The sequence below is a fragment of the Pantoea sp. Ap-967 genome, assembly GCF_011752565.1.
Taxonomy (GTDB): domain Bacteria; phylum Pseudomonadota; class Gammaproteobacteria; order Pseudomonadales; family Pseudomonadaceae; genus Aquipseudomonas.
Window position 1 is genome coordinate 73,691 of the sequence record NZ_VWXK01000023.1, and the last position, 25,530, is coordinate 99,220.

Below are 25,530 nucleotides of genomic sequence, written 5' to 3' on the forward strand. Positions count from 1 at the left end.
TGCAAGGCGTGCGCAGGCATCTGACCCGCCCGTGCCAGTCATAACATCGCCACAAAGGGCCACAGTGCCCCACGACAAAAAACGATCGCTGCCGGGAGAGACACGATGTTCAGCAAGCAAGACCAGATCCAGGGTTATGACGACGCACTGCTGGCGGCGATGAATGCCGAAGAACAGCGCCAGGAAGATCACATCGAGCTGATCGCCTCGGAGAACTACACCTCCAAGCGCGTGATGCAGGCCCAAGGCAGCGGCCTGACCAACAAGTACGCCGAAGGCTACCCAGGCAAGCGCTACTACGGTGGCTGCGAGCACGTCGACAAGGTTGAAGCCCTGGCCATCGAGCGCGCCAAGCAACTGTTCGGCGCCGACTACGCCAACGTTCAGCCGCACTCCGGCTCCTCGGCCAACGGCGCGGTGTACCTGGCCCTGCTGCAGGCCGGCGACACCATCCTGGGCATGAGCCTGGCCCACGGCGGCCACCTGACCCACGGCGCCAAAGTGTCGTCCTCGGGCAAGCTGTACAACGCCGTGCAGTACGGCATCGACACCAACACCGGCCTGATCGACTACGACGAAGTCGAGCGCCTGGCCGTCGAGCACAAGCCGAAGATGATCGTCGCCGGCTTCTCGGCCTACTCCAAAACCCTCGACTTCCCACGCTTCCGCGCCATCGCCGACAAGGTCGGTGCGCTGCTGTTCGTCGACATGGCCCACGTTGCCGGCCTGGTTGCCGCTGGCCTGTACCCGAACCCGATTCCATTCGCCGACGTGGTCACCACCACCACCCACAAGACCCTGCGCGGCCCACGTGGTGGCCTGATCCTGGCCAAGTCCAACGAAGAGATCGAGAAAAAGCTCAACGCCGCCGTATTCCCTGGCGCCCAGGGCGGCCCGCTGATGCACGTGATCGCCGCCAAGGCGGTGTGCTTCAAGGAAGCGCTGGAGCCTGAGTTCAAGAGCTACCAGAAACAAGTCATCGAAAACGCCCAGGCCATGGCCCAGGTATTCATCGACCGCGGCTACGACGTGGTGTCCGGTGGCACCGACAACCACCTGTTCCTGGTCAGCCTGATTCGCCAGGGCCTGACCGGCAAGGATGCCGACGCAGCCCTGGGCCGCGCGCACATCACCGTGAACAAGAACGCCGTGCCGAACGACCCACAGTCGCCGTTCGTGACCTCGGGCCTGCGCATCGGCACCCCGGCTGTCACCACCCGTGGCTTCAAGGTTGCCCAGTGCGTGGCGCTGGCCGGCTGGATCTGCGACATCCTCGACAACCTGGGTGATGCCGACGTTGAAGCCGATGTGGCGAAGAACGTCGCGGCCCTGTGCGCAGATTTCCCTGTATACCGCTGAGTGGAGTCACACACCATGCAACGTTACTCGGGCTTCGGCCTTTTCAAGCACTCCCTCAGCCACCACGAGAACTGGCAGCGCATGTGGCGCACGCCAACCCCTAAAAAGGTCTACGACGTGGTCATCGTCGGCGGTGGCGGCCATGGCCTGGCCACGGCCTACTACCTGGCCAAGGAACACGGCATCACCAACGTCGCGGTGATCGAGAAGGGTTACCTGGGTGGTGGCAACACCGCCCGTAACACCACCATCGTGCGTTCCAACTACCTGTGGGACGAGTCGGCGCACCTGTACGAGCACGCCATGAAGCTGTGGGAGGGCCTGTCCCAGGACCTCAACTACAACGTGATGTTCTCCCAGCGCGGCGTCTATAACCTGTGCCACACCCTGCAGGACATGCGTGACTCCGAGCGCCGTGTGAGCGCCAACCGCCTCAACGGCGTGGATGGCGAACTGCTCAACACCGCCCAGGTGGCGGCGGAAATCCCGTACCTGGACTGCTCCAAGAACACCCGCTACCCGATCCTCGGTGCCACCGTTCAGCGCCGCGGCGGCGTAGCCCGCCACGACGCCGTGGCCTGGGGCTTCGCCCGTGCCGCCGACGCCCTGGGCGTGGACCTGATCCAGCAAACCGAAGTGATCGGCTTCCGCAAGGAAAACGGCGCGGTCATCGGCGTTGAAACCAACAAAGGCTTCATCGGCGCCAAGCGCGTAGGTGTGGTCACTGCCGGTAACTCGGGGCACATGGCCAAGCTGGCCGGCTTCCGCCTGCCGTTGGAATCGCACCCGCTGCAGGCACTGGTGTCGGAGCCGATCAAGCCGATCATCGACTCGGTGATCATGTCCAACGCCGTACACGGCTATATCAGCCAGTCCGACAAGGGCGACCTGGTGATCGGTGCCGGCATCGACGGCTGGGTCGGCTACGGCCAGCGCGGTTCGTACCCGGTGATCGAGCACACCCTGCAGGCCATCGTCGAGATGTTCCCGAACCTGTCGCGCGTGCGCATGAACCGCCAGTGGGGCGGCATCGTCGACACCTCGCCGGATGCCTGCCCGATCATCACCAAGACCCCGGTCAAGAACATGTTCTTCAACTGCGGTTGGGGTACTGGCGGCTTCAAGGCAACCCCGGGCTCGGGCAACGTCTTCGCCGCAAGCCTGGCCAAGGGCGAGATGCACCCGCTGGCTGCGCCGTTCTCCATGGACCGTTTCTACAACGGCGCACTGATCGACGAACACGGCGCCGCCGCCGTCGCCCACTAACCGGAGACACCGTCATGTTGCATATTTTCTGTCCCCACTGCGGCGAGCTGCGCTCCGAAGAAGAGTTCCACGCCTCTGGCCAGGCGCACATCGCCCGCCCGCTGGACCCTGCCGCCTGCTCCGACGAGGAGTGGGGCACCTACATGTTCTACCGTGACAACCCACGCGGGATTCACCATGAACTGTGGGACCACGTTGCCGGCTGCCGCCAGTATTTCAACGTCACCCGCGACACCGTGACCTACGAGATTCTGGAAACCTACAAGATTGGCGAGAAGCCGCAAGTGACCGCCAACGGCAAGGCCGCCAGCGCACCGTCGACCGTCAAAGGCCAAGGGGAAAAAGTATGAGCCAGACCTATCGCCTCGCCAGCGGCGGCCGTATCGACCGCAGCAAGGTCCTGAACTTCAGCTTCAACGGCAAGACCTACCAAGGTTATGCCGGTGACAGCCTGGCCGCCGCGTTGCTGGCCAATGGCGTCGACATCGTTGGCCGCAGCTTCAAGTACTCGCGCCCACGCGGCATCATCGCCGCCGGCACCGAAGAGCCGAACGCCATCCTGCAGATCGGCTCCAGCGAAGCCACCCAGATCCCCAACGTGCGGGCTACCCAGCAGGCCCTGTACGCAGGCCTGGTCGCCACCAGCACCAACGGCTGGCCGAACGTCAACAACGACGTCATGGGCATCCTTGGCAAGGTCGGCGGCAGCATGATGCCGCCGGGCTTCTACTACAAAACCTTCATGTACCCCAAATCGTTCTGGATGACCTACGAGAAGTACATCCGCAAGGCAGCCGGCCTTGGCCGTGCGCCGCTGCAGAACGACCCGGACAGCTACGACTACATGAACCAGCACTGCGACGTGCTGATTGTTGGTGCAGGCCCTGCAGGCCTGGCCGCTGCCCTGGCCGCTGCACGCAGCGGTGCCCGGGTGATCCTGGCTGACGAGCAGGAAGAGTTCGGCGGCAGCCTGCTCGACTCGCGCGAAACCCTGGACGGCAAGCCCGCCGTGGAATGGGTCAGCGCCGTGGTCAAGGAGCTGGAAAGCCTGCCGGAAGTGACCCTGCTGCCACGCGCCACGGTCAACGGCTACCACGACCACAACTTCCTGACCATTCACGAGCGCCTGACCGACCACCTCGGTGACCGCGCGCCGATCGGCCAGGTGCGCCACCGCGTGCACCGTGTGCGCGCCAAGCGCGTGGTACTGGCTGCCGGTGCCCACGAGCGCCCGCTGGTGTACGGCAACAACGACGTGCCGGGCAACATGCTGGCCGGTGCCGTGTCCACCTACGTGCGCCGCTACGGCGTGGCCCCAGGCCGCAAGCTGGTGCTGTCGACCAACAACGACCACGCCTACCGCGCCGCGCTGGACTGGCACGATGCTGGCCTGCAAGTGGTCGCCATCGCCGACGCCCGCCACAACCCACGCGGTTCGCTGGTTGAGGAAGCACGTGCCAAGGGCATTCGCATCCTGACCTCCAGCGCCGTGGTCGAGGCCCGTGGCACCAAGCACGTCAGCGGCGCCCGCGTGGCGGCCATCGATGTGCAGGCGCACAAGGTCACCAGCCCTGGTGAAACCCTTGACTGCGACCTGATCGCCACCTCCGGCGGCTACAGCCCGATCGTGCACCTGGCTTCGCACCTGGGCGGCCGCCCGGTGTGGCGTGAAGACATCCTTGGCTTCGTGCCAGGCGATGCCCCGCAAAAACGTGAATGCGTAGGCGGCGTGCATGGCGTATACGCCCTGGGCGATGTGATTGCCGACGGCTTCGAAGGCGGCGCCCGCGCAGCCACGGAAGCCGGCTTCAAGGCCACTGTTGGCAGCCTGCCGAAAACCGTGGCGCGCAAGGAAGAGGCCACCGTGGCACTGTTCCAGGTGCCGCACGACAAAGGCACCGCCCGTGCGCCGAAGCAGTTCGTCGACCAGCAGAACGACGTGACCGCCGCCGCCATCGAGCTGGCCACCCGCGAAGGCTTCGAGTCGGTCGAGCACGTAAAACGCTACACCGCTCTGGGCTTCGGCACCGACCAAGGCAAGCTGGGCAACATCAACGGCCTGGCCATTGCCGCCCGCTCCATCGGCATCACCATTCCGGAAATGGGCACCACCATGTTCCGCCCGAACTACACGCCGGTGACCTTCGGCGCGGTAGCGGGCCGCCACTGTGGCCACCTGTTCGAGCCGGTGCGCTTCACTGCCCTGCATGCCTGGCACGTGAAGAATGGCGCCGAGTTCGAAGACGTCGGCCAGTGGAAACGCCCGTGGTACTTCCCGAAAGCCGGTGAGGACATCCATGCTGCCGTTGCCCGCGAATGCAAGGCCGTGCGCGACAGCGTGGGCCTGCTCGACGCCTCGACCCTGGGCAAGATCGACATCCAGGGCCCGGACGCCCGTGAGTTCCTCAACCGCATCTACACCAACGCCTGGACCAAGCTCGACGTGGGCAAGGCCCGCTACGGCCTGATGTGCAAGGAAGACGGCATGGTCTTCGACGACGGCGTAACCGCCTGCGTTGGCGACAACCACTTCATCATGACCACCACCACCGGCGGCGCCGCCCGCGTGCTGCAGTGGATGGAGCTGTACCACCAGACCGAGTGGCCGGAGCTGAAGGTGTACTTCACCTCGGTGACCGACCACTGGGCCACCATGACCCTGTCCGGCCCCAACAGCCGCAAGCTGCTCAGCGAGCTGACCGACATCGACATGGACAAGGAAGCCTTCCCGTTCATGACCTGGAAGGAAGGCAACGTTGGCGGCGTACCGGCCCGGGTGTTCCGGATCTCGTTCACCGGCGAGCTGTCGTACGAAGTCAACGTGCAGGCCAACTACGCCATGGGCGTGTTGGAACAGATCATCGAAGCGGGCAAGAAGTACAACCTGACCCCGTATGGCACCGAAACCATGCACGTGCTGCGTGCCGAGAAGGGCTTCATCATCGTGGGCCAGGACACCGATGGCTCGATGAACCCGGACGACCTGAACATGAGCTGGTGCGTGGGCCGCAACAAGCCGTTCTCGTGGATTGGCCTGCGTGGCATGAACCGCGAAGACTGCGTGCGTGAAAACCGCAAGCAGCTGGTAGGCCTGAAGCCGATCGACCCCACCAAGTGGCTGCCTGAAGGCGCCCAGTTGGTGTTCGACCCGAAGCAGCCTATTCCAATGGACATGGTTGGCCACGTGACCTCCAGCTACGCCTCCAACTCCCTGGGCTATTCGTTCGCCATGGGCGTGGTCAAGGGCGGCCTCAAGCGCATGGGCGAGCGCGTGTTCTCGCCACAGGCAGACGGCAGCGTGATCGAGGCGGAGATCGTGTCTTCGGTGTTCTTCGATCCGAAGGGTGAGCGGCAGAACGTTTGAGGCCCATAACTAGGTCCGCTTGAAATGCAAGCCCTGTAGGAGCGGGCTTGCCCCGCGAAGGCAGAGGTGGCCTCGCCGCCCTCTTCGCGGGACAAGCCCGCTCCTACAGACCACGGCTGCTATTCGGGCATTGCGTCTGACCTTCGGTCTTACGGACAACAGAATTCAAGGCAGGTAAGAAATGAGCGCTATCAACGTCTTCCAGCAAAACCCCGGCGCCGAGGCCAAGGCCCAGTCGCCACTGCACCACGCCGACCTGGCCAGCCTGGTGGGCAAAGGCCGCAAGAACGCAGGCGTAACCCTGCGCGAGAAGAAATTCCTCGGCCACCTGACCCTGCGTGGCGATGGCCACAACCCGGAATTCGCCGCCGGCGTGCACAAGGCCCTGGGCCTGGAGCTGCCGGTTGCCCTGACCGTGGTGGCCAACGGCGACACCTCGCTGCAGTGGGTTGGCCCCGACGAGTGGCTGCTGATCGTGCCCGGCGGGCAGGAGCTGGCAGTGGAGCAGAAACTGCGTGCGGCCCTTGAAGGCCAGCACATCCAGGTGGTGAACGTCAGCGGCGGGCAAAGCCTGCTGGAACTGCGCGGCCCGAACGTGCGCGAAGTGCTGATGAAGTCCACCAGCTATGATGTTCACCCGAACAACTTCCCGGTGGGCAAGGCCGTGGGCACCGTGTTCGCCAAGTCGCAACTGGTGATCCGCCGCACCGCCGAAGACACCTGGGAACTGGTGATTCGCCGCAGCTTCTCCGACTACTGGTGGCTGTGGCTGCAGGACGCTTCGGCCGAATACGGCCTGAGCATCGAGGCGTAAGGAGAACGGAACATGAGTCGGGCACCGGATACCTGGATTCTCACCGCCGACTGCCCGAGCATGCTCGGCACTGTCGACGTGGTGACGCGCTACCTCTACGAGCAGCGCTGCTACGTGACCGAGCACCATTCCTTCGATGACCGGCTGTCGGGGCGGTTCTTCATTCGCGTGGAGTTCCGCCAGCCGGACGACTTCGACGAGGCAGGCTTTCGCGCAGGCCTTGCCGAGCGCAGCGAAGCGTTCGGCATGGCGTTCGAGCTGACCGCACCCAATCACCGCCCCAAGGTGGTGATCATGGTGTCCAAGGCCGACCACTGCCTGAACGACCTGCTGTACCGCCAGCGCATCGGCCAGCTGGCCATGGACGTGGTTGCGGTGGTGTCCAACCACCCTGACCTCGAACCGCTCGCGCACTGGCACAAGATTCCCTACTACCACTTCGCCCTCGACCCGAAAGACAAGCCGGGCCAAGAGCGCAAGGTGATGCAGGTGATCGAGGAAACCGGGGCGGAGCTGGTGGTGCTTGCCCGTTACATGCAGGTGCTGTCGCCGGAGCTGTGCCGGCGCCTGGATGGCTGGGCGATCAACATTCACCACTCGTTGTTGCCGGGGTTCAAGGGCGCCAAGCCTTATCACCAGGCGTACAACAAGGGCGTGAAGATGGTCGGCGCTACCGCGCACTACATCAACAACGACCTCGACGAGGGGCCGATCATTGCCCAGGGCGTCGAGGTGGTGGACCACAGCCATTACCCCGAAGACCTGATTGCCAAGGGGCGCGACATCGAGTGCCTGACCTTGGCGCGGGCCGTGGGGTACCACATTGAGCGGCGGGTGTTCCTTAACGCCAATCGCACGGTTGTTCTGTAGCAGCCTGTACTGGCCCCTTCGCGGGACAAGCCCGCTCCTACAGGTTCGGTGTCGGCCTCAGGGCCTGCACATTACCTGTGGGAGCGGGCTTGCCCGCGAAGGGGCCATTGGTTATGTCGGCGGAATACGACGACAGCGGGTAAATACTATCAATTCTGCCAGTTGTGGCGAAAAGTTCGGATGGTTAGCGTGACCTGATAGCGGACGCGATCAGGAGCACGTATGAAACTCATCTTGAATGTACTCTGTTTGCCATTGTTGCTATTTCATTTCAGCGCATTTTCGATGGAAATGAACCCGTACCAGCAACTGGTAAACGATGATCAGAATAACCCGCTTTGCCTGGCCCTCGGCAAAGACTTCGAATCGGTATCGCTGCAACAATGTGAGGACACGGCTGGCCAGCAATGGATATTCGCGCAGTCCGGCGCCATGGTGTTCATCAAAAGTATGGCGCTTGGGCACTCGGACAAAGAGATGTGCCTGGTCGCGTTGGGCCAAGCCATGTTGAAAATGGCAACGTGTGCCAGTGCCGACCCGACTGATTATCAATCGAAGCGGCTTTGGTATATCGGTGGAAGTGACCACAATTCACTGTTAAACAAATATATCGCCGACAAAGGATGGCCCAACTATCTACAGCGTACGGCGGAAGGCACATTGGTGTTTGGCAATGGAGAGCCCGCGGCAGCAAAATGGGCATTCGCTCAGCCGCTGTATGAGCAGATCGTCAGTGATGTTCATGGGCTTGAGGCGTGCCTGACGTTAGCCGACGACCACGCCTCGGTCGCGCTGCAACCGTGCCGTGGGAAAGACCAGCAGCAATGGCAATTCACCCCGTCTGGCACCAGGCTACACGTCAAAAACAAGGCGCTGAACGGTGAGGCGGAGGAAAAGTGTTTGTATGCGGCCAGCAGCAGTGAAGTCAAAATGGCTGCGTGCGCCAGCGCCGGCGGCACGGACTATGAGTCTCACCGGCTGTGGGAAAGAAAGGGTAATCAGCCCAGTGTTTTACTGAATAAATACATCAGTGACAAAGGGCAGCCCAGTGCCCTGCAGTACACCGAGGACCGGCGGTTGGTGTTTGCTGGTCAAGACAGTGCCACGGCCAAATGGAATATCAGTAAGCACTATGGCCATGTCAGGAATATTGGCAAGGGCCAGGAATACTGCCTGGCGCTGGCACCGAATGACGTTGATGTCGAGTTGGCGCCGTGCTCGCGTGAAGCCAGGCAAGACTGGAGCATGGCTGTTACGGCGGGCATCAATAGATTGCAAAATCGATTCCTGGCCAGCGAGCAAAATGAAAAGTGCCTGGGCTCGGCTGTCAAAATGATTGATTGCCAAGGCAGTGGTTTTCAATCGGAACGGACGTGGTTTCCCAACAGAAACTTCATCCCTGAAACGACCATGATCGGGTTTACGCTGCAAAACAAATACCGCAACGATCTCGGCAGAAAAGAGGTGCTTGGTTTCTCAGGTAGTCACGTTCAGATGGTGCCGGCATCCTCTGAAATGGATGCCACCTGGACATTTGACCTGGACATACCTGTTATTTCGAAGCGCCCCATGCTGGGGGATAAAAAAATTCTGCTGTTGCACACCCATTACAGTGACAGACCGGAAACCGATTTCGCCGAAGTCAAACGGGGCTTTTTTGGTAGCGAAAATGACAACTATTCGTTCGTAAACGCCGTGTCGCTTGCGTCTGGCAACAAACTACATTTCACCGGCGACGCGGTCACCGGCCTGGATTTGGGGCCACGCCCTGCAGATTGCCCAAACAGAGAACTGATGGCTAAAGCGGTTGAGCGTGCCCTTGAAAAGGGCTGGGATGCGAAGGACTACGATTATCTTGCGGTTGAAATTCCTCCCACGGCCTGTTCTTGGGCTGGCCTGGCCGCGACTCCAGGTAACTCGGCCATGGGCAATGGCGTTGGTTGGAAACCCTGGATGTGGCAGCATGAGTTTGGTCATAGCCTGGGAGGCCCGCACGCCAAATCACTGGAGCATTGCCCAACTCAACAGGATGTTGTTCAAGTTGGTGGTGACGGCTGTACGGTCACGGGGCTCGGAGACCCATCGGATACGCTCAATGGCGGAGGGGGGCGTCTTTACCCCCTGCCTTACCAGTATTTTGCCGGCTGGGTGACGGATGAACAATTCCCCGAAGTGCTGAAGAATGGCACTTATAAAATTGCCCCCCTGTTTGCACCGGCTGACGCAGCCGTTATCAAAGGCCTGCGGTTGTTCCGCAGCGATAATAGCTACCTTGTCCTGGAGTTTCGTCAGCCCTTGGAAGGGTTTGAAAATTGGGACCCGGCTGATCCGTTCGTCAATGGTGTGATCGTCAGAGTGGTTCACTTCATCGCGAACACCGTCTCCAACACACTTGTAGACACGACACCCGACAGCCCGAACGGCATGAAAGATGCGCCTTTGATGCAAGGTAAACAACTGGATGACCTGCTCTCGGGTAAGCGGATTACGGTTCTCCACATTGACAAGACCGGGGCGACCGTTGAAATCGCTGATGTGCCCGGCCATGTGCCCTTCCATCGGCCGCCTGCCAGTCCCGCTGCAGAGCGGCGCGAAGAAGTCATTGAAGATTGAGGTAGAGAATGCCCAATCCGTCAAGGCTGCCTGATTCGTGAGTGTTGTGGGCGTATGGCGTGACGGGATGTCAGCCATGCGCTTAGCGCTGAGCGCGTGCAAGGGGCTGGCGCGTTTTCACCTGCCGCTAAAAGGCATCTCTCTGTCGTTTCCAGTCAGCGCAAGTCGCCCTGCCAGGCCCACAATTCCCTCCATTCCAGTAACACATGCCGCCCATGGACGGCGGCAGGTTCCACCACCGCTGCATAAATAAAAATCAAGCGAGGTAAGAGCATGTCTGGCAATCGTGGAGTGGTGTATCTCGGCGCGGGCAAGGTCGAGGTGCAGAAGATCGACTACCCGAAAATGCAAGACCCACGCGGCAAGAAGATCGAGCACGGCGTGATCCTCAAGGTGGTTTCCACCAACATTTGCGGCTCCGACCAGCACATGGTCCGTGGCCGCACCACTGCCCAGGTCGGCCTGGTGCTTGGCCACGAAATCACCGGTGAAATCGTCGAATTGGGGCGTGATGTAGAACGCCTGAAAATCGGTGACCTGGTGTCGGTACCGTTCAACGTCGCGTGCGGGCGCTGCCGCTCGTGCAAAGAGATGCACACCGGTGTCTGCCTCACCGTCAACCCGGCCCGCGCCGGTGGTGCCTATGGCTACGTCGACATGGGCGACTGGACCGGTGGCCAGGCCGAGTACGTGCTGGTGCCATACGCCGACTTCAACCTGCTGAAACTGCCCGACCGCGACAAGGCCATGGAAAAGATCCGCGACCTGACCTGCCTGTCGGACATCCTGCCAACCGGCTACCACGGCGCCGTCACTGCTGGCGTTGGCCCAGGCAGCACCGTCTACGTGGCCGGTGCCGGCCCGGTGGGCCTTGCCGCTGCTGCCTCGGCGCGCCTGCTGGGCGCTGCCTGCGTGATCGTCGGTGACCTGAACCCGGCCCGCCTGGCCCACGCCAAGTCCCAGGGCTTCGAAGTGGTCGACCTGTCCAAGGACACCCCGCTGCACGAGCAGATCGTCGACATCCTGGGCGAGCCGGAAGTGGACTGCGCCGTTGACGCAGTAGGCTTCGAGGCCCGTGGCCACGGCCACGAAGGCGCCAAGCACGAGGCCCCGGCCACCGTGCTGAACTCGCTGATGCAGGTCACCCGCGTGGCCGGCAGTATTGGTATTCCGGGCCTGTACGTGACCGAAGACCCGGGCGCGGTGGACGCTGCGGCCAAGATCGGCGCGCTGAGCATTCGTTTTGGCCTGGGCTGGGCCAAGTCGCACAGCTTCCACACCGGGCAAACCCCGACCATGAAGTACAACCGCCAGCTGATGCAGGCGATCATGTGGGACCGTATCAACATTGCCGAGGTGGTGGGGGTGCAGGTCATCAACCTGGACCAGGCGCCGGAAGGCTATGGCGAGTTTGATGCCGGTGTGCCGAAGAAATTCGTCATCGACCCGCACAAGATGTGGGGCGCGGCGTGACCGTGTGATGTGGGAAAGCCCCTCTTGTGGAGGGGCTTTTTTTGGCGGGTAGATCGAGCGCCGCAGGCGGCGCATCGCGAGCTTTGCTCGCTCCTACCAGGCCAGCTACCCAGCCTTCAGGCCTGGTCGCCTGAACCTTGAACGGCCAGCACCGACCCTTTGTCATCGGTAGCCAGCAGCCCGGAGGCTTGAGTGTCGTCGGTACTCAACTCTGCCAGCGGCTGCTCGGCATTGCGAAAGATGGCGCGGTGCTGGTCGCCTTGCTTCACGGTGACGAGCTTGTCGCCCTGGTAGAAGAACAGCGTGTTGTTCGGTGCTTTGCTCATGGTTCGAATCCCTGCTGGGGTGGATGAATGGGCGCTGCATGAAACCCATTCTGAACACCCGCAGGAATTTTGATACTGGCAGAAATAACAGTTTTAAAGCCTGGCGCAGCACCTGTAGGAGATAACCCAGCCCTTGCGGGCTGCGCTGTCGCGCAGGGAACATTGCCAGCAGCCGCGCTGCAGTTCCCTGTGGGAGCGGGCTTGCCCGCGAAGGGGCCAGCCCGGTCGACCCATTATTTACGTATCATCCCCAACTCGGCATCATCCATCAGCGCCTTGGCCAGCGCGCTCAAATAATGTGAAGCCCAAAGCAACTGCGGCTTGTCTTCCATAAGCCCTTCGATGGTCAAATCCCGCACATAGCCCATCAGTTCCGAAGCCTGTTCGCGGGCGTTCTGGCAGGGAATGCCCGGGGCGATGCAGAACAGCGGGTGGGTATGGCCTTCGCCTTGGTAGAAAAAGGTTTTGCCTACGGTGGTGTTGGTATTGTCACTGCTCATCTTTCAATCTCCCTGAAATTTCTCGGTTGCCTGGGCCAGCCCAGGCAACACAAAAGCTCAACCGTTAATGCTGCGCCTGCGGCTCTGCCGGCAGCTGCATCTGGGCCAAGGCTGCCTCAAGCAACGCCTGCAGCGCTTCAAGCTGATGCATCGTGGCCATGACCAGAATCGAGGCTGGTGACTTGGGCTGCAGCAAGATCGCCTGGTGCGCGACGGCTTGGGCACACAGCACATGGTCCGTGGCCTGGATGAGGGTGTCTTCGAGGGAATGGGAGGTGTTGGGTGGATCGGGGACAATCTTACGCATGATGGATGACCTCTAATGATGCCACCACCGGCCTGCTGTCAAACAAGAAGGCGGCAGCTGTACATGGGTTGACAGACCGGTAGGTCAACCAAAACCCGGCGCACGTGAGTGCCCCATGCACAGCTGCCATAGAGGCAGAGCCATGTGGTTGACGAAGACGGCCTGTCAAAGCCGGTCGCTGTTTTCGCAACGACCGCCCGACACTAGGGCGCATCCCAGGTCATCGCAATGGCTTAAGCGGTTTGGGACTGTAATTCAGAAACGTCCTACAGGTAAGGGGAAAAAACGGAAAGCCTTAGGGGATTTTGCGTGCCTAGCCTGCGCCCGTTTTCGCCTGGCCAATCGAGCGCCGCTTGCGGCGCCCGACATAAACGGCATAAAAATATCACTTGACGCGTGATCTCAATTCTTTATTACTTTCTTCAATATTTCCACTTGTGCCTGGTAATCTAAAGCTTATTTTAGAAGAGTTGTAATTATTATATTCATCTTCTGTGAGTCCCATAGAGTCCCACGGTGTTTTGCGCGGTCCGCTCCGTGAAGGAGGGGGGTTGTAAGAGCGTTTCTGTTGACTTGGTTTTTTGGCATTGTAGATGTTTTGACGACCTATCTGCTCAACAGAACGAGCGGGAGCTGACGTGCCGAGCTTGTTGAGGCGGTTTGTATTTTTAACAATGCTTTTGTTTAAAGTGTTGATGCCTTGGTCGGTAAGATTAAATGCATTTCTTGCCTCTAAGTCTAAGCTTGAGTCTATGTTGTGGTATTTTCGCAATGTCCTCTCTTGTAAGCTTGCGATAGCCTGATATTTATTTTGAATTCGTACTTTTGAGTAATTGGCAAGTGTTTCTTTGCTGTAGAAAATTCTTTTTAATCCATAGGGTATATGCCCTGTAGGATCGGTAGAATTGATCGGGTCGTTGAGGCAGTAGCAATATGCATTGAGCCCACCGTCAGCAAACGGGCTATAGTTGTCTGCACTATAAAAACGATGTAGGTTCGGGCTAAAGATTCTATACCCAGCCCCTAATATATAGAGCGATGTCAATGCTTGTCGGGGCTCGCCATTGAAGCCAAGCTCAATCTGAGTGGGATGGGCTATCGGAGTGAAACCATAGGGTGTATAAGAACAGCTTCGGAATTTGTTCATAGGATGGTCCCTTCACCAGATGGAGCGTTTAGTCACTCCAAGTATCCCGACGCGCACTGCATCTTGCTACTGGCAGAAATAACAGTTTTAAAGCCTGACGCAGAACCTGTGGGAGCGGGCTTGCCCGCGAAGGGGCCAGCCCGGTCGACCCATTATTTACGCATCATCCCCAGCTCGGCATCATCCATCAGCGCCTTGGCCAGCGCGCTCAGGTAATGGGAAGCCCATAGCAACTGCGGCTTGTCTTCCATAAGCCCTTCGATGGTCAAATCCCGCACATAGCCCATCAGTTCCGAAGCCTGTTCGCGGGCGTTCTGGCAGGTAATGCCCGGGGCGATGCAGAACAGCGGGTGGGTATGGCCTTCGCCTTGGTAGAAAAAGGTTTTGCCTACGGTGGTGTTGGTATTGTCACTGCTCATCTTTCAATCTCCCTGAAATTTCTCGGTTGCCTGGGCCAGCCCAGGCAACACAAAAGCTCAACCGTTAATGCTGCGCCTGCGGCTGCATCTGGGCCAAGGCTGCCTCAAGCAACGCCTGCAGCGCTTCAAGCTCATGCATCGTGGCCATGACCAGAATCGATGCTGGCGACTTGGGCTGCAGCAAGATCGCCTGATGCGCGACGGCTTGGGCACACAGCACATGGTCCGTGGCCTGGATGATGGTGTCTTCGAGGGAATGGGAGGTGTTGGGTGGGTCGGGGACAATCTTACGCATGATGGAGCACCTGTTAATGAGGGCCATCACCATCTGCTGTCAAACAGTTGGTGGCAGCTGTACATGGGTTGACAGACCGGTAGGTGAACCAAAACCCGGCGCACACAAGGTGCCCCATGCACAGCCGCCATAACAGCAAAGCCATGTGATTCATACCTAGTCGGCCTGTCAAAGCCGGTCGCTGTTTTCGCAACGACCGCCCGACACTAGGGCGCATCCCAGGTCATCGCAATGGCTTAAGCGGTTTGGGACTGTAATTCAGAAGCGTCCTACAAGTAAGGGGAAAAAACGGAAAGCCTGAGGGGATTTTGCGTGCCTAGCCTGCGCTCGTTATCGCCAGGGCAATCGAGCGCCGCGCCATTGACTACTACTACCGAGGATCCCTGATCTGACGTTGTGGGGTAGCAACTTTTCGGTTGTAATTGAATCCGGAACTTCGAAAGAAGGAAGATTCCTTCTGAATAATCTTTGCAGCTATTGCCGATGGGGCTATGGGGTTGTTGAGTCTTCTGTCGACTGTTACCTTCCCGAAATATCCGATCACTTGGCGTCCGGTGAAGTTTGAAATGCCTTGAATCAGTGAGCTGCCATCTTGAGACGCGTCGGCAGAGAAGCAAGAAATAACATGGATGTCGTAATTTTTTGTATCGAAGCGAGCTTTTTTCAAAAGGTCAACCACACTTTTCGCATCGATTTTTTCGGATCCAGCGGTCAGCCGCCCCAGGTTGCCGTGAGTTGAAATAGTTATTGCTTGCTGATTTTTCTGCTCTGGATGTCTCGACATATAGGCCCAGGCGTTATTTTTCAGGCTTCTGGGCGAGCCGCTAAATTTTTGTGTTTTGGAAAAAAACCTGAAATGCCCCGTGGGGTCAATCGAATTGACTGGGTCATTCTGAACATAGGCATAGCTATTTAACCCACCGTGCTCGAACGGGCTAAGGGCATCGGGGCTATTGAAACGCATTAGGCTGGGGCAATAGGCGCGGTAGCCATTCCCGAGTGGATAATTGAAAGTGAACGGGTCTGCAAATTCGCCATTAAACCCCAGCAGGGACGTGGGCGCAGAGCGATGGGTATGGCCAAAGGTTGAATAACTGAATGCCTGGCGCGGCAGTGTACCCACGAATGACAGGACTGACCCATTTCCATCACAGGCAAGGAACAGTGCGTGATGACTGCCGCCGTGTTGCACCTCGCCCAAAGGAAAATCAGGGGTTCGGAAAATGGTTTGCGTTAGCTCGTCTCGGTTGAGACTGAAAATTTTGTCGGCCTGGTAGAAATAAAGTGATCGGTTCTGAACTTGATTCATGGCTGCAGCTCTTGTGCGTTGGACAAGTGGGCTCAACGGAAGTCCATTCTGAGTGCCAGTTGGCATTCGACACTGAAGCAAGTGGTGCTTTCACGTTCTACTTTCTCTGATACTTTCTACAGATTGCTGATGGCTAAGCACTCCCGAGCGTGCAGATGAATGGATAGAGCTCCCGCTGTCTGACCCCCAAAAATTACTTCCCGTGATAGCGTGTAGCTGGGCCAGTTTCGGATGACGAGTGTTAAATTGCATTTCCAGCGAGTCAAGGTTGCTTCGATATCTAGCCATGGCTTGGAAGTGTTTCGAGGTGGTGTGTTTGGTATTTTTTATTCGAGCGTCCTCTTTTATAATTAGTTCATTAAAGCGGCGAGCTTTATTTATTAGTTGAGCGTCACTGTAGTCGTTGTAAATGGCGGGGGTTACTGGGTGTGATAAGTCTTTCAGGGTTAGGAAATTTCGAGAGGGTGTATTCTTTTTCAAAGAATACGAGGTCGAAATTGCGGGTGTGTGCTGAACGGGTTGTGATGGTGTGTTTTTCCGCTGTGACGGCATGAAGCGATGAAGGTAGAACCTGCTCATGCCAGTCGGGTCAGTGAAATTCAACGGGTCGCCCCCGCAGTAAGCGTATGAATTGATGCCGCCCTTAGCAAACGGGCTGGCGCTGTCTGAAGAGTTGAAGCGCATGCGCACCGGACTGAATACGCGATGACCATTACCCAGAAGGTATCCACAAAATTCGGAGTACCAGACTTCGCCGTTGAAACTTGATAGAAACCTAATCGAATTATGGCCATGCTGAAAGCCATAAGCTGTATAGGCTTTGATTGGCATCTGATCGGTCATTGGTCGAACTCCCATTGCTAGGCGAGTTTCATTAGGGTTTAGGCGGAAACCTTTGCCAAGCGTCGTAGGACTCGGTGTTCTGCGCAACTGTTAGAAATGCTAGGTAAGGCCGAATTTTCTCCAGTTGAGATTACCTAGGGCTCACTTAGATACACTGCTGGAACAAACCACCGAGCTACCAGTCAAAACCTCGTTTCCCAGGCCATCCCGGCCAGCGAGGTCCCTCCCGATGAAAGCATTCACCCTGGCAACCCTGATGACCCTGGCCGCCACTCCAGCGTTCGCCTTCAACCTCAGCGACGCCGCCAACGCCGTCTCTTCCATGCAGAACCAGAAGCAACAAGCCCAGGTACAGGCGCCCGAAGGGCAGGCCAACCTGCTCAACACCCTGGGCAGCCAGCTGAACATCACCCCCGAACAGGCCGTGGGCGGGGCAGGGGCGATGCTGGGGCTGGCGCGCAACAACCTGAGCAGCGACGACTATGGCCAGTTGACCAAGGCCGTACCCGGTTTGGACCTGCTATCGGGCGCCAATGCCCTGGGTGGGTTGAGCGGGTTGGGGCAGTTGCTGGGTAACGACAAAGGCAGCCAGTCGGCGCTGGACAAGGCCCTGGGCAACGATGTGGAGAACCGTGGCGACCTGGACAACGCATTCAAGGCGCTAGGGATGGATACCGGAATGATCGGGCAGTTCGCGCCGTTGATTCTGCAGTACCTGGGGCAACAGGGGATTGCGGGCTCGTTGTTGCAAAACCTGGGTAGCCTGTGGACCACCCCGGCGCCGCTGAGCCAGCCGTCGGTCTGACAGGCATACGCTGCCCCTGTAGGAGCGAGCAGAGCTCGCGATGGGGCGCGCAGCGGCCCCAGGATTTCAGCTTAACGGCTGATGATGGCGGGGCTGCTTTGCAGCCCATCGCGAGCTGCGCTCGCTCCTACCGGATATGCGTAGGCCCGCCGGATACGCTGCGCGGTTGAGGGCGGCAGCGTTGGGGCTCAGGCGGTTTCCGAGAATTCCATCAGGCGCACAGAACCTGGGTAGCCTGTGGACCACCCCGGCGCCGCTGAGCCAGCCATCGGCCTGACAGGCATACGCTGCCCCTGTAGGAGCGAGCAGAGCTCGCGATGGGGCGCGCAGCGGCCCCAGGGTTTCAGCTTAACGGCTGATGATGGCGGGGCTGCTTTGCAGCCCATCGCGAGCTGCGCTCGCTCCTACCGGATTTTGCGTAGGCCCGCCGGATACGCCGCGCGGTTGTGGGCGGCAGCGTTGGGGCTCAGGCGGTTTCCGAGAATTCCATCAGGCGCACAGAACCTGGGTAGCCTGTGGACCACCCCGGCGCCGCTGAGCCAGCCGTCGATCTAACTGGCACACGCGGCCTCTGTAGGAGCGAGCAGAGCTCGCGATGGGGCGCGCAGCGGCCCCAGGGTTTCAGCTTAACGGCTGATGATGGCGGGGCTGCTTTGCAGCCCATCGCGAGCTGCGCTCGCTCCTACCGGATTTGCGTAGGCCCGCCGGATACGCTGCGCGGTTGCGGGCGACAGCGTTGGGGCTCAGGCGGTTTCCGAGAATTCCATCAGGCGCACCGGGCGGCGGAAGCCGGCGGTGAGCACGGCCAGGTAGGCCAGGCCTAGGGCGAACCAGCACAGGCCAATCACCAGGGTCAGCGCCGACAGGCTGGTCCACAGCCACAGGGTCAGCGCCAGGCCCACCAGCGGCACCAGGCCATAGCACAGCAACCCCTTGAGGTTACGCTGGGCGCGGTCATCCATCAGGTGGGTCTTCACCACCGCCAGGTTCACTGCCGAGAACGCCACCAGCGCCCCGAAGCTGATCAGCGAAGCCAGGGTTTCCAAGTCAATCACCAACGCCAGCAGCGAGAACGCCGACACCAACGCAATGGCGAACACCGGCGTGCCGAAGCGGGGCGACAGGTAGCCGAAGCTGCGCCGTGGCAGCACGTTGTCGCGGCCCATGGTGAACAGGATGCGCGACACCGCCGCCTGGGAGGCCAGCGCCGAACCCAGGCTGCCCGCCACGTAGGCTGCCGTGAAGAAGTTGGCCAGGAACTGCCCGCCGGCCTTGAGCATCACTTCGTTGGCTGCCGCATCGGCATTGGCGAAGGTGGTGCCGGGCATCACCAGCTGGCTCACGTAGGCCAGCACGGTGAACAGCACGCCGGCGAACAAGGTGGTGAGGATGATCGCCCGTGGCACGTCGCGGCGGGCATCGCGGCATTCTTCGGCCAGGGTAGAGACGGCATCGAAGCCCAGGAACGACAGGCACAGCACCGCCGCCCCCGCCATGATCGCGCCGAACCCAGGCTTGGAACCATCGCCCAGCAGCGGCGCCAGCAGGTCCAGCGGTTGGCCAGCCAGCGATTGGCACGACAGCGCCACGAACACCAGGATGAAGATGATCTGCGCACCGACGATCAGGTTGCTGGTTTTCGCCACCGAGTGGATGCCCACCACATTGAGCACGGTGACCAGCACGATCGAGGCCAGGGCGATGGACCAGGCTGGAATGGCCGGGAAGGCGATGTTGAGGAACAGGCCGATCAACAGGTAGTTGATCATCGGCAGGAACAGGTAATCGAGCAGCAGCGACCAGCCGGCCAGGAAGCCGACATTAGGGCCGAAGGCCATGTTGGTGTAGGAGTACGCCGAACCCGCGACCGGGAAGCGCTTTACCATGAAGCTGTAGGACGCGGCGGTGAACAGCATGGCCACCAGGGTAACCATGTAGGCGCCGGCGGTGCGGCCACCGGTGAGCTCGGTGACGATGCCGTAGGTGGTGAAGATGGTCAGCGGGACCATGTACACAAGGCCGAAGAACACCAGGGCGGGGAGGCCGAGAACACGGCGCAATTGGGCGGAGTTGGAGCTGGGTGGGTTGGCCATCGATCGATCCAGGCATTTTTGTAGTTGTGCTTTGGTCGATTTTTATCCACTTAGGGGGTGCATGACAAAAAAGTATTACTTATTGTAATTATTAGCCTGGGTTTTAATTGACGGGGTGTGGTGGGTTTTCGGGCCTCTTCGCGGGGCAAGCCCGCTCCTACAAGGGGGTACGCGGCCTCTGTAGGAGCGGGCTTGCCCCGCGAAGCAGGTTAGGCCATTTCGGCCCGCAACTGCTCGATCCGCTGGTCCTTGGCCAACCACAGCTGGTTCACCCAGGCCTGCACGGTCTGGCGGAACGCAGGGTCGTTCTCGTAATCCCCATCCCATAATACCGGGTCCAGCTCGCGCACTTGAATGTCGATAATCACCCGGCTAATGCTGCCGTTGAGCAGGTCCCAAAACCCCGGTGCCTGGTTGCCGGGGTAGACGATGGTGACATCCAGCAGCGCATCCAGCTGCTCGCCCAGCGCCGCCAGCACGAAGGCCACGCCGCCAGCCTTGGGCTTGAGCAGGTAGCGGTAGGGCGACTGCTGCTCGCGCTGCTTGGCCTCGGTGAAGCGCGTGCCTTCAAGGTAGTTCACCACGGTGACCGGCTGGCGCTTGAACAGCTCGCAGGCAGCCTTGGTGATTTCCAGGTCCTTGCCCTTGAGCTCTGGGTGCTTTTCCAGGAACGCCTTGCTGTAGCGCTTCATGAACGGGTAGTCCAGGCCCCACCAGGCCAGGCCCAGCAGCGGCACCCAGATCAGCTCCTTCTTGAGGAAGAACTTGAAGAACGGTGTGCGGCGGTTGAGGCTTTCGATCAACGCGGGGATATCGACCCAGGTTTGGTGGTTGCTGACGGCCAGGTACGAGGTGTCCTTGCGCAAGTTCTCGGCGCCGCGTACGTCCCAGCGGGTGGGGATGCACAGGGCGAAGATGGCCTTGTCGATTTCCGACCAGGTTTCGGCCACCCACATCACCGCCCAGGAGGCATAGTCACGCCCACGGCCTGGCAGCACCAGTTTGAGCAGGGCGAAGACCAGCAGCGGGCAGATCAACACCACGGTGTTGAGCAGCAGCAGGGTGGTCGTAAGAAGGCCGGTAAACAGGCGACGCATAAGGAGACTCTTGTTGTGGGAAGTTAGCAGGGCGCAATGATAAGCAGCGCCGAGGCCTACGCCAAATGCCCCGCGCCCGGTGGCGGGGACAAATGTTTCACAATTTGTTGGTTAACCTTGTGACAGCGAACCTATCCTGCCTGTGCAGTCTAAGCACTGACCCTTCTCAAGGAAGCCTGCCTGTGAAACCTCTGCTTGCCCTGTTGTCGCTGTTGGCGTTGCCGGTGATGGCCGCCGAACCCACGTTGTATGGCCGTTACGAGTACATCACCTTGCCGGAGCTGGGCCAAACCCTGAAGGCCAAGATGGACACCGGCGCCTGGACCGCCTCGCTGTCGGCCAAGGACATCGAGATGTTCACCCGCGATGGCGAGGAGTGGGTACGCTTCCGCCTGGCGACCAAGGACGCCGACGGCAAAGTGTATGAACACCAGGTATCGCGCATCAGCAAGATCAAGGGCCGTGCCGATGAGGACGAGGAGGGCGATGCGCCGGAAATCTCCAAGCGCCCGGTGGTAGACCTGGAAATGTGCCTGGGGGGCGAGAAGCGCACCATGGAGGTCAACCTGGTGGACCGCAGCAACTTCAACTACCCGCTGCTGGTGGGCTCCAAGGCGCTGCGCCAGTTCAAGGCGGCGGTGAACCCGGCCAAGCGGTTTACGGCGGGCAAGCCTGAATGCTGATGTGTGGCGCTGGTGCGGGCCCTTTCGCGAGCTGCGCTCGCTCCTACCGGTAATGTGCAAGCCTCACGTTAGGCGCCGCACCTGTAGGAGCGGGCTTGCCCGCGATGAGGCCAGTACGTTAAAAGTCCAGCTTTGCCCCAGCAAGGCCGGACGCCATGCCCCATATCCTCATCGTCGAAGACGAAGCCGCCATCGCCGACACCCTGGTCTACGCCCTGCAGGCTGATGGCCACAGCACTGAATGGGTAACCCTGGGCAGCGCTGCCCTCGACCAGCAGCGCTTGCGCCCCGCCGACCTGATCATCCTCGACATCGGCCTGCCCGACATCAGTGGCTTCGAAACCTGCCGCCAACTGCGCCGCTTCAGCGAGGTGCCAGTGATGTTCCTCAGCGCCCGCGACGGTGAGATCGACCGGGTGGTGGGCCTGGAAATCGGTGCCGACGACTACGTGGTCAAACCCTTCAGCCCCCGTGAGGTGGCGGCCCGGGTGCGGGCGATCCTCAAGCGCATGGCGCCGCGCGCCGAGGTGCAGGCGCCAGCGCCGTTGTTTCAGCTCGACACCCTGCGCATGCAGATCAGCTACCGCAGCCAGCCACTGGCCCTGACCCGCCATGAGTTCCGCCTGCTGCAATGCCTGCTCGAACAGCCCCAGCGGGTGTTCAGCCGTGAGCAACTGCTCGACGCCCTGGGCGTGGCCTCCGACGTGGGGTACGAGCGCACCATCGACAGCCACATCAAGAGCCTGCGCGCCAAGCTGCGCCTGGTGGCCGCAGCCGCCGAGCCGATCCAGACCCACCGTGGCCTGGGCTACAGCTACAGCCCGGACAACGCCTGATGCGCCTGGGTATTCGCATTTTCCTGGTGTACTTCCTGTTCGTCGGGCTGGCTGGCTATTTTTTGCTCAACACCGTGCGCGAGCAGATTCGCCCGGTGGTGCGCCAGTCTTCCGAGGAAACCCTGGTCGACACCGCCAACCTGCTGGCGGAAATTCTCCACGATGACGTCAAGGCCGGCACCCTGGCCCAGAGCCGCCTGCCCGAGGTGCTGAAGGCCTATGGCCTGCGTAGCCCCGGCGCGCAGATCTGGGGCCTGGAGAAAACCCAGGTCAGCCACCGCATCTATGTCACCGACGCCAACGGCATCGTGCTGCTCGACTCCAGCGGGCAAGACCTGGGCAAGGACTACTCCAAATGGAACGACGTCTACCTGACCCTGCGCGGCCAGTACGGCGCCCGTTCCACGCGCAGCGTCGAGGAGGACGAGAACACTTCGGTGATGCACGTGGCAGCGCCGATCGTCGACAACGGCAAGATCATCGGCGCGGTCACCGTGGCCAAGCCCAACAGCTCATTGCAGCCCTATGTCGACCGCTCCGAACGGCGGCTGTTGAATCTGGGCCTGGGGTTGATCGTGTTTGGCCTGTTGGTTGGCGCGGCGTTGTCCTGGTGGCTGGTGCGCTCGTTGCGCCGGCTGGCGCGGTATGCCCAGGCGGTGAGCGAAGGCGAGCGGGCAGCGCTGCCGTACTACAAGGGCGGCGAGCTTGCGCACCTGGCCGAAGCGGTGGAGCGGATGCGCACGCAGCTGGAGGGCAAGGCCTATGTCGAGCGCTATGTGCACACCTTGACCCATGAGTTGAAAAGCCCCCTGGCGGCGATACGTGGGGCCTCCGAGCTGCTGCAGGGCGAGATGCCGGCCGAGCAGCGCGAGCGCTTTGCCGGCAATATCGAGCGCGAAAGCGAGCGCTTGCAGCAGATGATCGAACGCTTGCTCAACCTGGCGCGGGTCGAGCAGATGCAGGCATTGGAAGACGAGCAACTGGTGCCCTTGGCGGCCATGGTGGATGAACTGCTGCTGGCCCATGCGGCGCGGATCGAGGGCCAGGGCTTGCAGGTTCGCCAGCGGGTGCCGGCGGGCCTGCGCTTGCTGTGCGACCCGTTCCTGATGCGCCAGGCATTGGCCAACTTGCTCGACAATGCGCTGGACTTCAGCCCCAGCGGCGGCGCGCTGTTGTTCGAGCTGGAGCGCGAGGGCGAGCGGCTGGCGCTGAGCTTGTTCAACCAGGGCGAGGCGATTCCGGCCTATGCGCTGGGGCGGGTGAGCGAGCGGTTCTATTCGCTGCCCCGGCCTGGGAGCGGGCGCAAGAGCACCGGGCTGGGGCTGAATTTCGTGGCCGAGGTGATGCAGTTGCATGGCGGGGCGCTGGCGGTGGAGAACGTTGGCGGCGGCGTGCGGGTGCGGTTGTGGTTGCCGGGGCGGCGTATCGGTTGAGATCTGGGCCGCGCGCGGCGCTGGAAAAACACCCAATTCACACAGGCGCTCCACAAAGCCTCCACGCAAGGCGCAGACACTGCGCCCACTGCCATAGGAGGCCTCATGAACAAATCCCTTGCCTACAAGCTCGGCACCATCGCCTTGCTCACCTTGCTGCTGATGATCCCCTTGCTGATGATCGGCGGCCTGATCAGCGACCGCCAGAACCTGCGTGACGGCGTGCTGCACGACATCGCCCAAAGCGCCAGCTTCGACCAGCAGATCAGCGGCCCGCTGCTGGTGGTGCCCTACCGCAAGTACCAGCGCCGCTGGATCGTGAAGGACGGCGAAAGCGTGGAGGAAACCAGCACCCTCAGTGGCCACCTGTACTTCCTCCCCGAAACCTTCGATGCCGACCTTGGCGTAGACACCGAACTGCGCGCCAGGGGCATCTACCAGGCGCGCCTGTTCCACGCCAAGGGGCGCATTTCTGGCCGCTTCAAGCTGCCGCACCACTGGGGCATCGACAAGGATTTCGACGACTACCGCTTCGACAAGCCATTCCTGGCCGTGGGCATCAGCGATATCCGTGGCATCGAGAATGGCCTTGAACTGAGTTTCGACGACCAGCGCCTGCCGTTCGAGGCCGGCACCGGGCTGGACTGGCTGCGCAGCGGGGTGCGCGTGGCACTGCCGCAGCTGGACGCTGAGCAGGCCCGCGAATTCGCCTATGGCTTCGACCTGGCCCTGCAGGGCACCGGCCAACTGCACCTGCTGCCGGTGGGCCGTACCAGCAGTGTCGACATGCGCGCCAACTGGCCGCACCCAAGTTTTGTCGGCAGTTACCTGCCCAGCCGCCGCGACATCGACGCAAACGGCTTCACGGCCCACTGGCAGACCTCGTTCTTCGCCACCAACCTGGAAGATGCCGTGCGCCAGTGCGCCACCGGCGGGCAGTGCGCCGACTTCAGCGAGCGCACCTTCGGCGTGAGCTTCATCGACCCGGTGGACCAGTACCTCAAGAGCGAACGGGCCATCAAGTACGCCTTGCTGTTCATCGCCCTGACCTTTGCCGGCTTCTTCCTGTTCGAGGTGCTGAAGAACCTGAGCGTGCACCCGGTGCAATACATCCTGGTTGGCGTGGCGCTGGCGTTCTTCTACCTGTTGCTGCTGTCGTTGTCCGAGCACATCGGCTTTGGCCCGGCGTATGGGCTGTCGGCTTCGGCCTGTGTGTTGCTGCTGGGGTTCTACCTGAGCCATGTGCTGCATAGCGTGGGGCGCGGGGTGGGGTTCGCGGCGGGGCTGGCGGCGCTGTACGGCATGCTTTATGGGCTGCTCAGTGCCGAGGACTATGCGCTGCTGATGGGCTCGTTGCTGTGCTTTGGCTTGCTGGGGGTGTTCATGGTGCTGACCCGCCGGTTGGACTGGGCGCGGGTGGGGAGGGCGGCATGAGGGAGGATAGAGCGATTGGGCGGTGGTTGGCTTTTCAGGTTGGGCAATTGTTTCAAGTGAAACCGAGGTGAGGCCTTCGCGGGGCAAGCCCGCTCCTACAGGGGGGGTACGATCTTCTGTAATTAAATGGACTCGCCCCCGCCGAGGCATCACAGTGCCACGGTGGCGTTCTAAGAAGCCAACGGCAGCGAGGGCGAGACCATGAAAAAGCTTACGACGAAACACGATTGTGCGCCTTGTGCAG

General features: G+C 60.7%; 23 protein-coding genes. 13 read left to right on the top strand and 10 right to left on the bottom strand.

Annotated features, from left to right (window positions below):
• Positions 1 to 105: 105 nt before the first annotated feature.
• From F3J45_RS21525 to fdhA, 8 genes are all read left to right on the top strand, one after another.
• A complete protein-coding gene (locus F3J45_RS21525; RefSeq protein ID WP_039581293.1) occupies positions 106 to 1,359 on the top strand; it encodes a serine hydroxymethyltransferase in 1,254 nt (417 codons plus the stop codon).
• A gap of 15 nt (positions 1,360 to 1,374) precedes the next feature.
• A complete protein-coding gene (locus F3J45_RS21530; protein ID WP_003255680.1) occupies positions 1,375 to 2,625 on the top strand; it encodes a sarcosine oxidase subunit beta family protein in 1,251 nt (416 codons plus the stop codon).
• A 14-nt stretch (positions 2,626 to 2,639) separates the two neighbouring features.
• Positions 2,640 to 2,975, top strand: a complete 336-nt coding sequence (locus F3J45_RS21535; RefSeq protein ID WP_167067569.1) for a sarcosine oxidase subunit delta — start codon at positions 2,640 to 2,642, stop codon at positions 2,973 to 2,975.
• On the top strand, positions 2,972 to 5,989 hold the full coding sequence (locus tag F3J45_RS21540; RefSeq protein WP_167067572.1) for a sarcosine oxidase subunit alpha: 3,018 nt from the start codon (positions 2,972 to 2,974) through the stop codon (positions 5,987 to 5,989). Before F3J45_RS21535 ends, F3J45_RS21540 begins: the two co-directional genes overlap by 4 nt.
• 181 nt (positions 5,990 to 6,170) lie before the next feature.
• The gene (locus F3J45_RS21545; RefSeq protein ID WP_167067575.1) at positions 6,171 to 6,803 is read left to right on the top strand and encodes a sarcosine oxidase subunit gamma; all 633 of its coding nucleotides are present in this window, start codon (positions 6,171 to 6,173) and stop codon (positions 6,801 to 6,803) included.
• 12 nt (positions 6,804 to 6,815) lie between these two features.
• The gene (gene purU / locus F3J45_RS21550; RefSeq protein ID WP_167067578.1) at positions 6,816 to 7,673 is read left to right on the top strand and encodes a formyltetrahydrofolate deformylase; all 858 of its coding nucleotides are present in this window, start codon (positions 6,816 to 6,818) and stop codon (positions 7,671 to 7,673) included.
• 222 nt (positions 7,674 to 7,895) lie between these two features.
• Positions 7,896 to 10,286 carry a ricin-type beta-trefoil lectin domain protein gene (locus tag F3J45_RS21555; RefSeq protein ID WP_167067581.1) on the top strand — a complete coding sequence of 797 codons (2,391 nt, stop codon included), beginning with the start codon at positions 7,896 to 7,898 and terminating at the stop codon, positions 10,284 to 10,286.
• 273 nt (positions 10,287 to 10,559) lie between these two features.
• Positions 10,560 to 11,759, top strand: coding sequence for a formaldehyde dehydrogenase, glutathione-independent (gene fdhA, locus F3J45_RS21560; protein ID WP_016393294.1), 1,200 nt, complete (start codon positions 10,560 to 10,562; stop codon positions 11,757 to 11,759).
• A gap of 116 nt (positions 11,760 to 11,875) precedes the next feature.
• Here fdhA and F3J45_RS21565 read toward each other — a convergent pair whose 3' ends face one another.
• From F3J45_RS21565 to F3J45_RS30570, 8 genes are all read right to left on the bottom strand, one after another.
• Complete coding sequence (locus F3J45_RS21565) at positions 11,876 to 12,085, bottom strand: hypothetical protein (protein WP_167067584.1); 210 nt, start codon at positions 12,083 to 12,085, stop codon at positions 11,876 to 11,878.
• Positions 12,086 to 12,318: 233 nt separating this feature from the next.
• Complete coding sequence (locus F3J45_RS21570) at positions 12,319 to 12,585, bottom strand: DUF3077 domain-containing protein (RefSeq protein ID WP_167067587.1); 267 nt, start codon at positions 12,583 to 12,585, stop codon at positions 12,319 to 12,321.
• Positions 12,586 to 12,649: 64 nt separating this feature from the next.
• Positions 12,650 to 12,892 (bottom strand): hypothetical protein, encoded by a 243-nt coding sequence (locus F3J45_RS21575; protein WP_167067590.1) that lies wholly within the window; start codon positions 12,890 to 12,892, stop codon positions 12,650 to 12,652.
• Positions 12,893 to 13,277: 385 nt separating this feature from the next.
• Positions 13,278 to 14,039 (bottom strand): RHS repeat-associated core domain-containing protein, encoded by a 762-nt coding sequence (locus F3J45_RS21580; protein ID WP_167067593.1) that lies wholly within the window; start codon positions 14,037 to 14,039, stop codon positions 13,278 to 13,280.
• Between the two features lie 152 nt (positions 14,040 to 14,191).
• Positions 14,192 to 14,458: a DUF3077 domain-containing protein gene (locus F3J45_RS21585; protein ID WP_167067596.1), complete on the bottom strand. Its 267-nt coding sequence runs from the start codon at positions 14,456 to 14,458 to the stop codon at positions 14,192 to 14,194.
• Between the two features lie 64 nt (positions 14,459 to 14,522).
• Positions 14,523 to 14,753, bottom strand: coding sequence for a hypothetical protein (locus tag F3J45_RS21590; RefSeq protein WP_167067598.1), 231 nt, complete (start codon positions 14,751 to 14,753; stop codon positions 14,523 to 14,525).
• Positions 14,754 to 15,123: 370 nt separating this feature from the next.
• Complete coding sequence (locus F3J45_RS21595; protein ID WP_205300629.1) at positions 15,124 to 16,062, bottom strand: RHS repeat-associated core domain-containing protein; 939 nt, start codon at positions 16,060 to 16,062, stop codon at positions 15,124 to 15,126.
• 90 nt (positions 16,063 to 16,152) lie between these two features.
• The gene (locus F3J45_RS30570) at positions 16,153 to 16,905 is read right to left on the bottom strand and encodes an RHS repeat-associated core domain-containing protein (protein WP_370526443.1); all 753 of its coding nucleotides are present in this window, start codon (positions 16,903 to 16,905) and stop codon (positions 16,153 to 16,155) included.
• A gap of 229 nt (positions 16,906 to 17,134) precedes the next feature.
• Here F3J45_RS30570 and F3J45_RS21605 point away from each other — a divergent pair, with 229 nt between their 5' ends.
• A complete protein-coding gene (locus F3J45_RS21605) occupies positions 17,135 to 17,710 on the top strand; it encodes a DUF2780 domain-containing protein (RefSeq protein ID WP_167067607.1) in 576 nt (191 codons plus the stop codon).
• A 743-nt stretch (positions 17,711 to 18,453) separates the two neighbouring features.
• Here the strand turns inward: F3J45_RS21605 and F3J45_RS21610 are convergent.
• Together F3J45_RS21610 and F3J45_RS21615 are read right to left on the bottom strand one after the other, a co-directional pair.
• Entirely contained in the window at positions 18,454 to 19,803 is a 1,350-nt protein-coding gene (locus F3J45_RS21610; RefSeq protein WP_167067610.1) for an APC family permease, read from the bottom strand.
• 209 nt (positions 19,804 to 20,012) lie between these two features.
• Positions 20,013 to 20,900 carry an acyltransferase gene (locus tag F3J45_RS21615; RefSeq protein WP_167067613.1) on the bottom strand — a complete coding sequence of 296 codons (888 nt, stop codon included), beginning with the start codon at positions 20,898 to 20,900 and terminating at the stop codon, positions 20,013 to 20,015.
• Between the two features lie 182 nt (positions 20,901 to 21,082).
• Here F3J45_RS21615 and F3J45_RS21620 point away from each other — a divergent pair, with 182 nt between their 5' ends.
• From F3J45_RS21620 to creD, 4 genes are all read left to right on the top strand, one after another.
• Positions 21,083 to 21,583, top strand: a complete 501-nt coding sequence (locus F3J45_RS21620; protein WP_167067616.1) for an ATP-dependent zinc protease — start codon at positions 21,083 to 21,085, stop codon at positions 21,581 to 21,583.
• 155 nt (positions 21,584 to 21,738) lie between these two features.
• Positions 21,739 to 22,419: a two-component system response regulator CreB gene (creB, locus tag F3J45_RS21625; protein ID WP_167067620.1), complete on the top strand. Its 681-nt coding sequence runs from the start codon at positions 21,739 to 21,741 to the stop codon at positions 22,417 to 22,419.
• Complete coding sequence (gene creC, locus F3J45_RS21630; protein WP_167067623.1) at positions 22,419 to 23,852, top strand: two-component system sensor histidine kinase CreC; 1,434 nt, start codon at positions 22,419 to 22,421, stop codon at positions 23,850 to 23,852. The genes creB and creC overlap by 1 nt, the downstream gene beginning before the upstream one ends.
• Before the next feature lie 105 nt (positions 23,853 to 23,957).
• Positions 23,958 to 25,286 carry a cell envelope integrity protein CreD gene (creD, locus tag F3J45_RS21635; protein ID WP_167067626.1) on the top strand — a complete coding sequence of 443 codons (1,329 nt, stop codon included), beginning with the start codon at positions 23,958 to 23,960 and terminating at the stop codon, positions 25,284 to 25,286.
• The last annotated feature ends 244 nt before the right edge of the window (positions 25,287 to 25,530 follow it).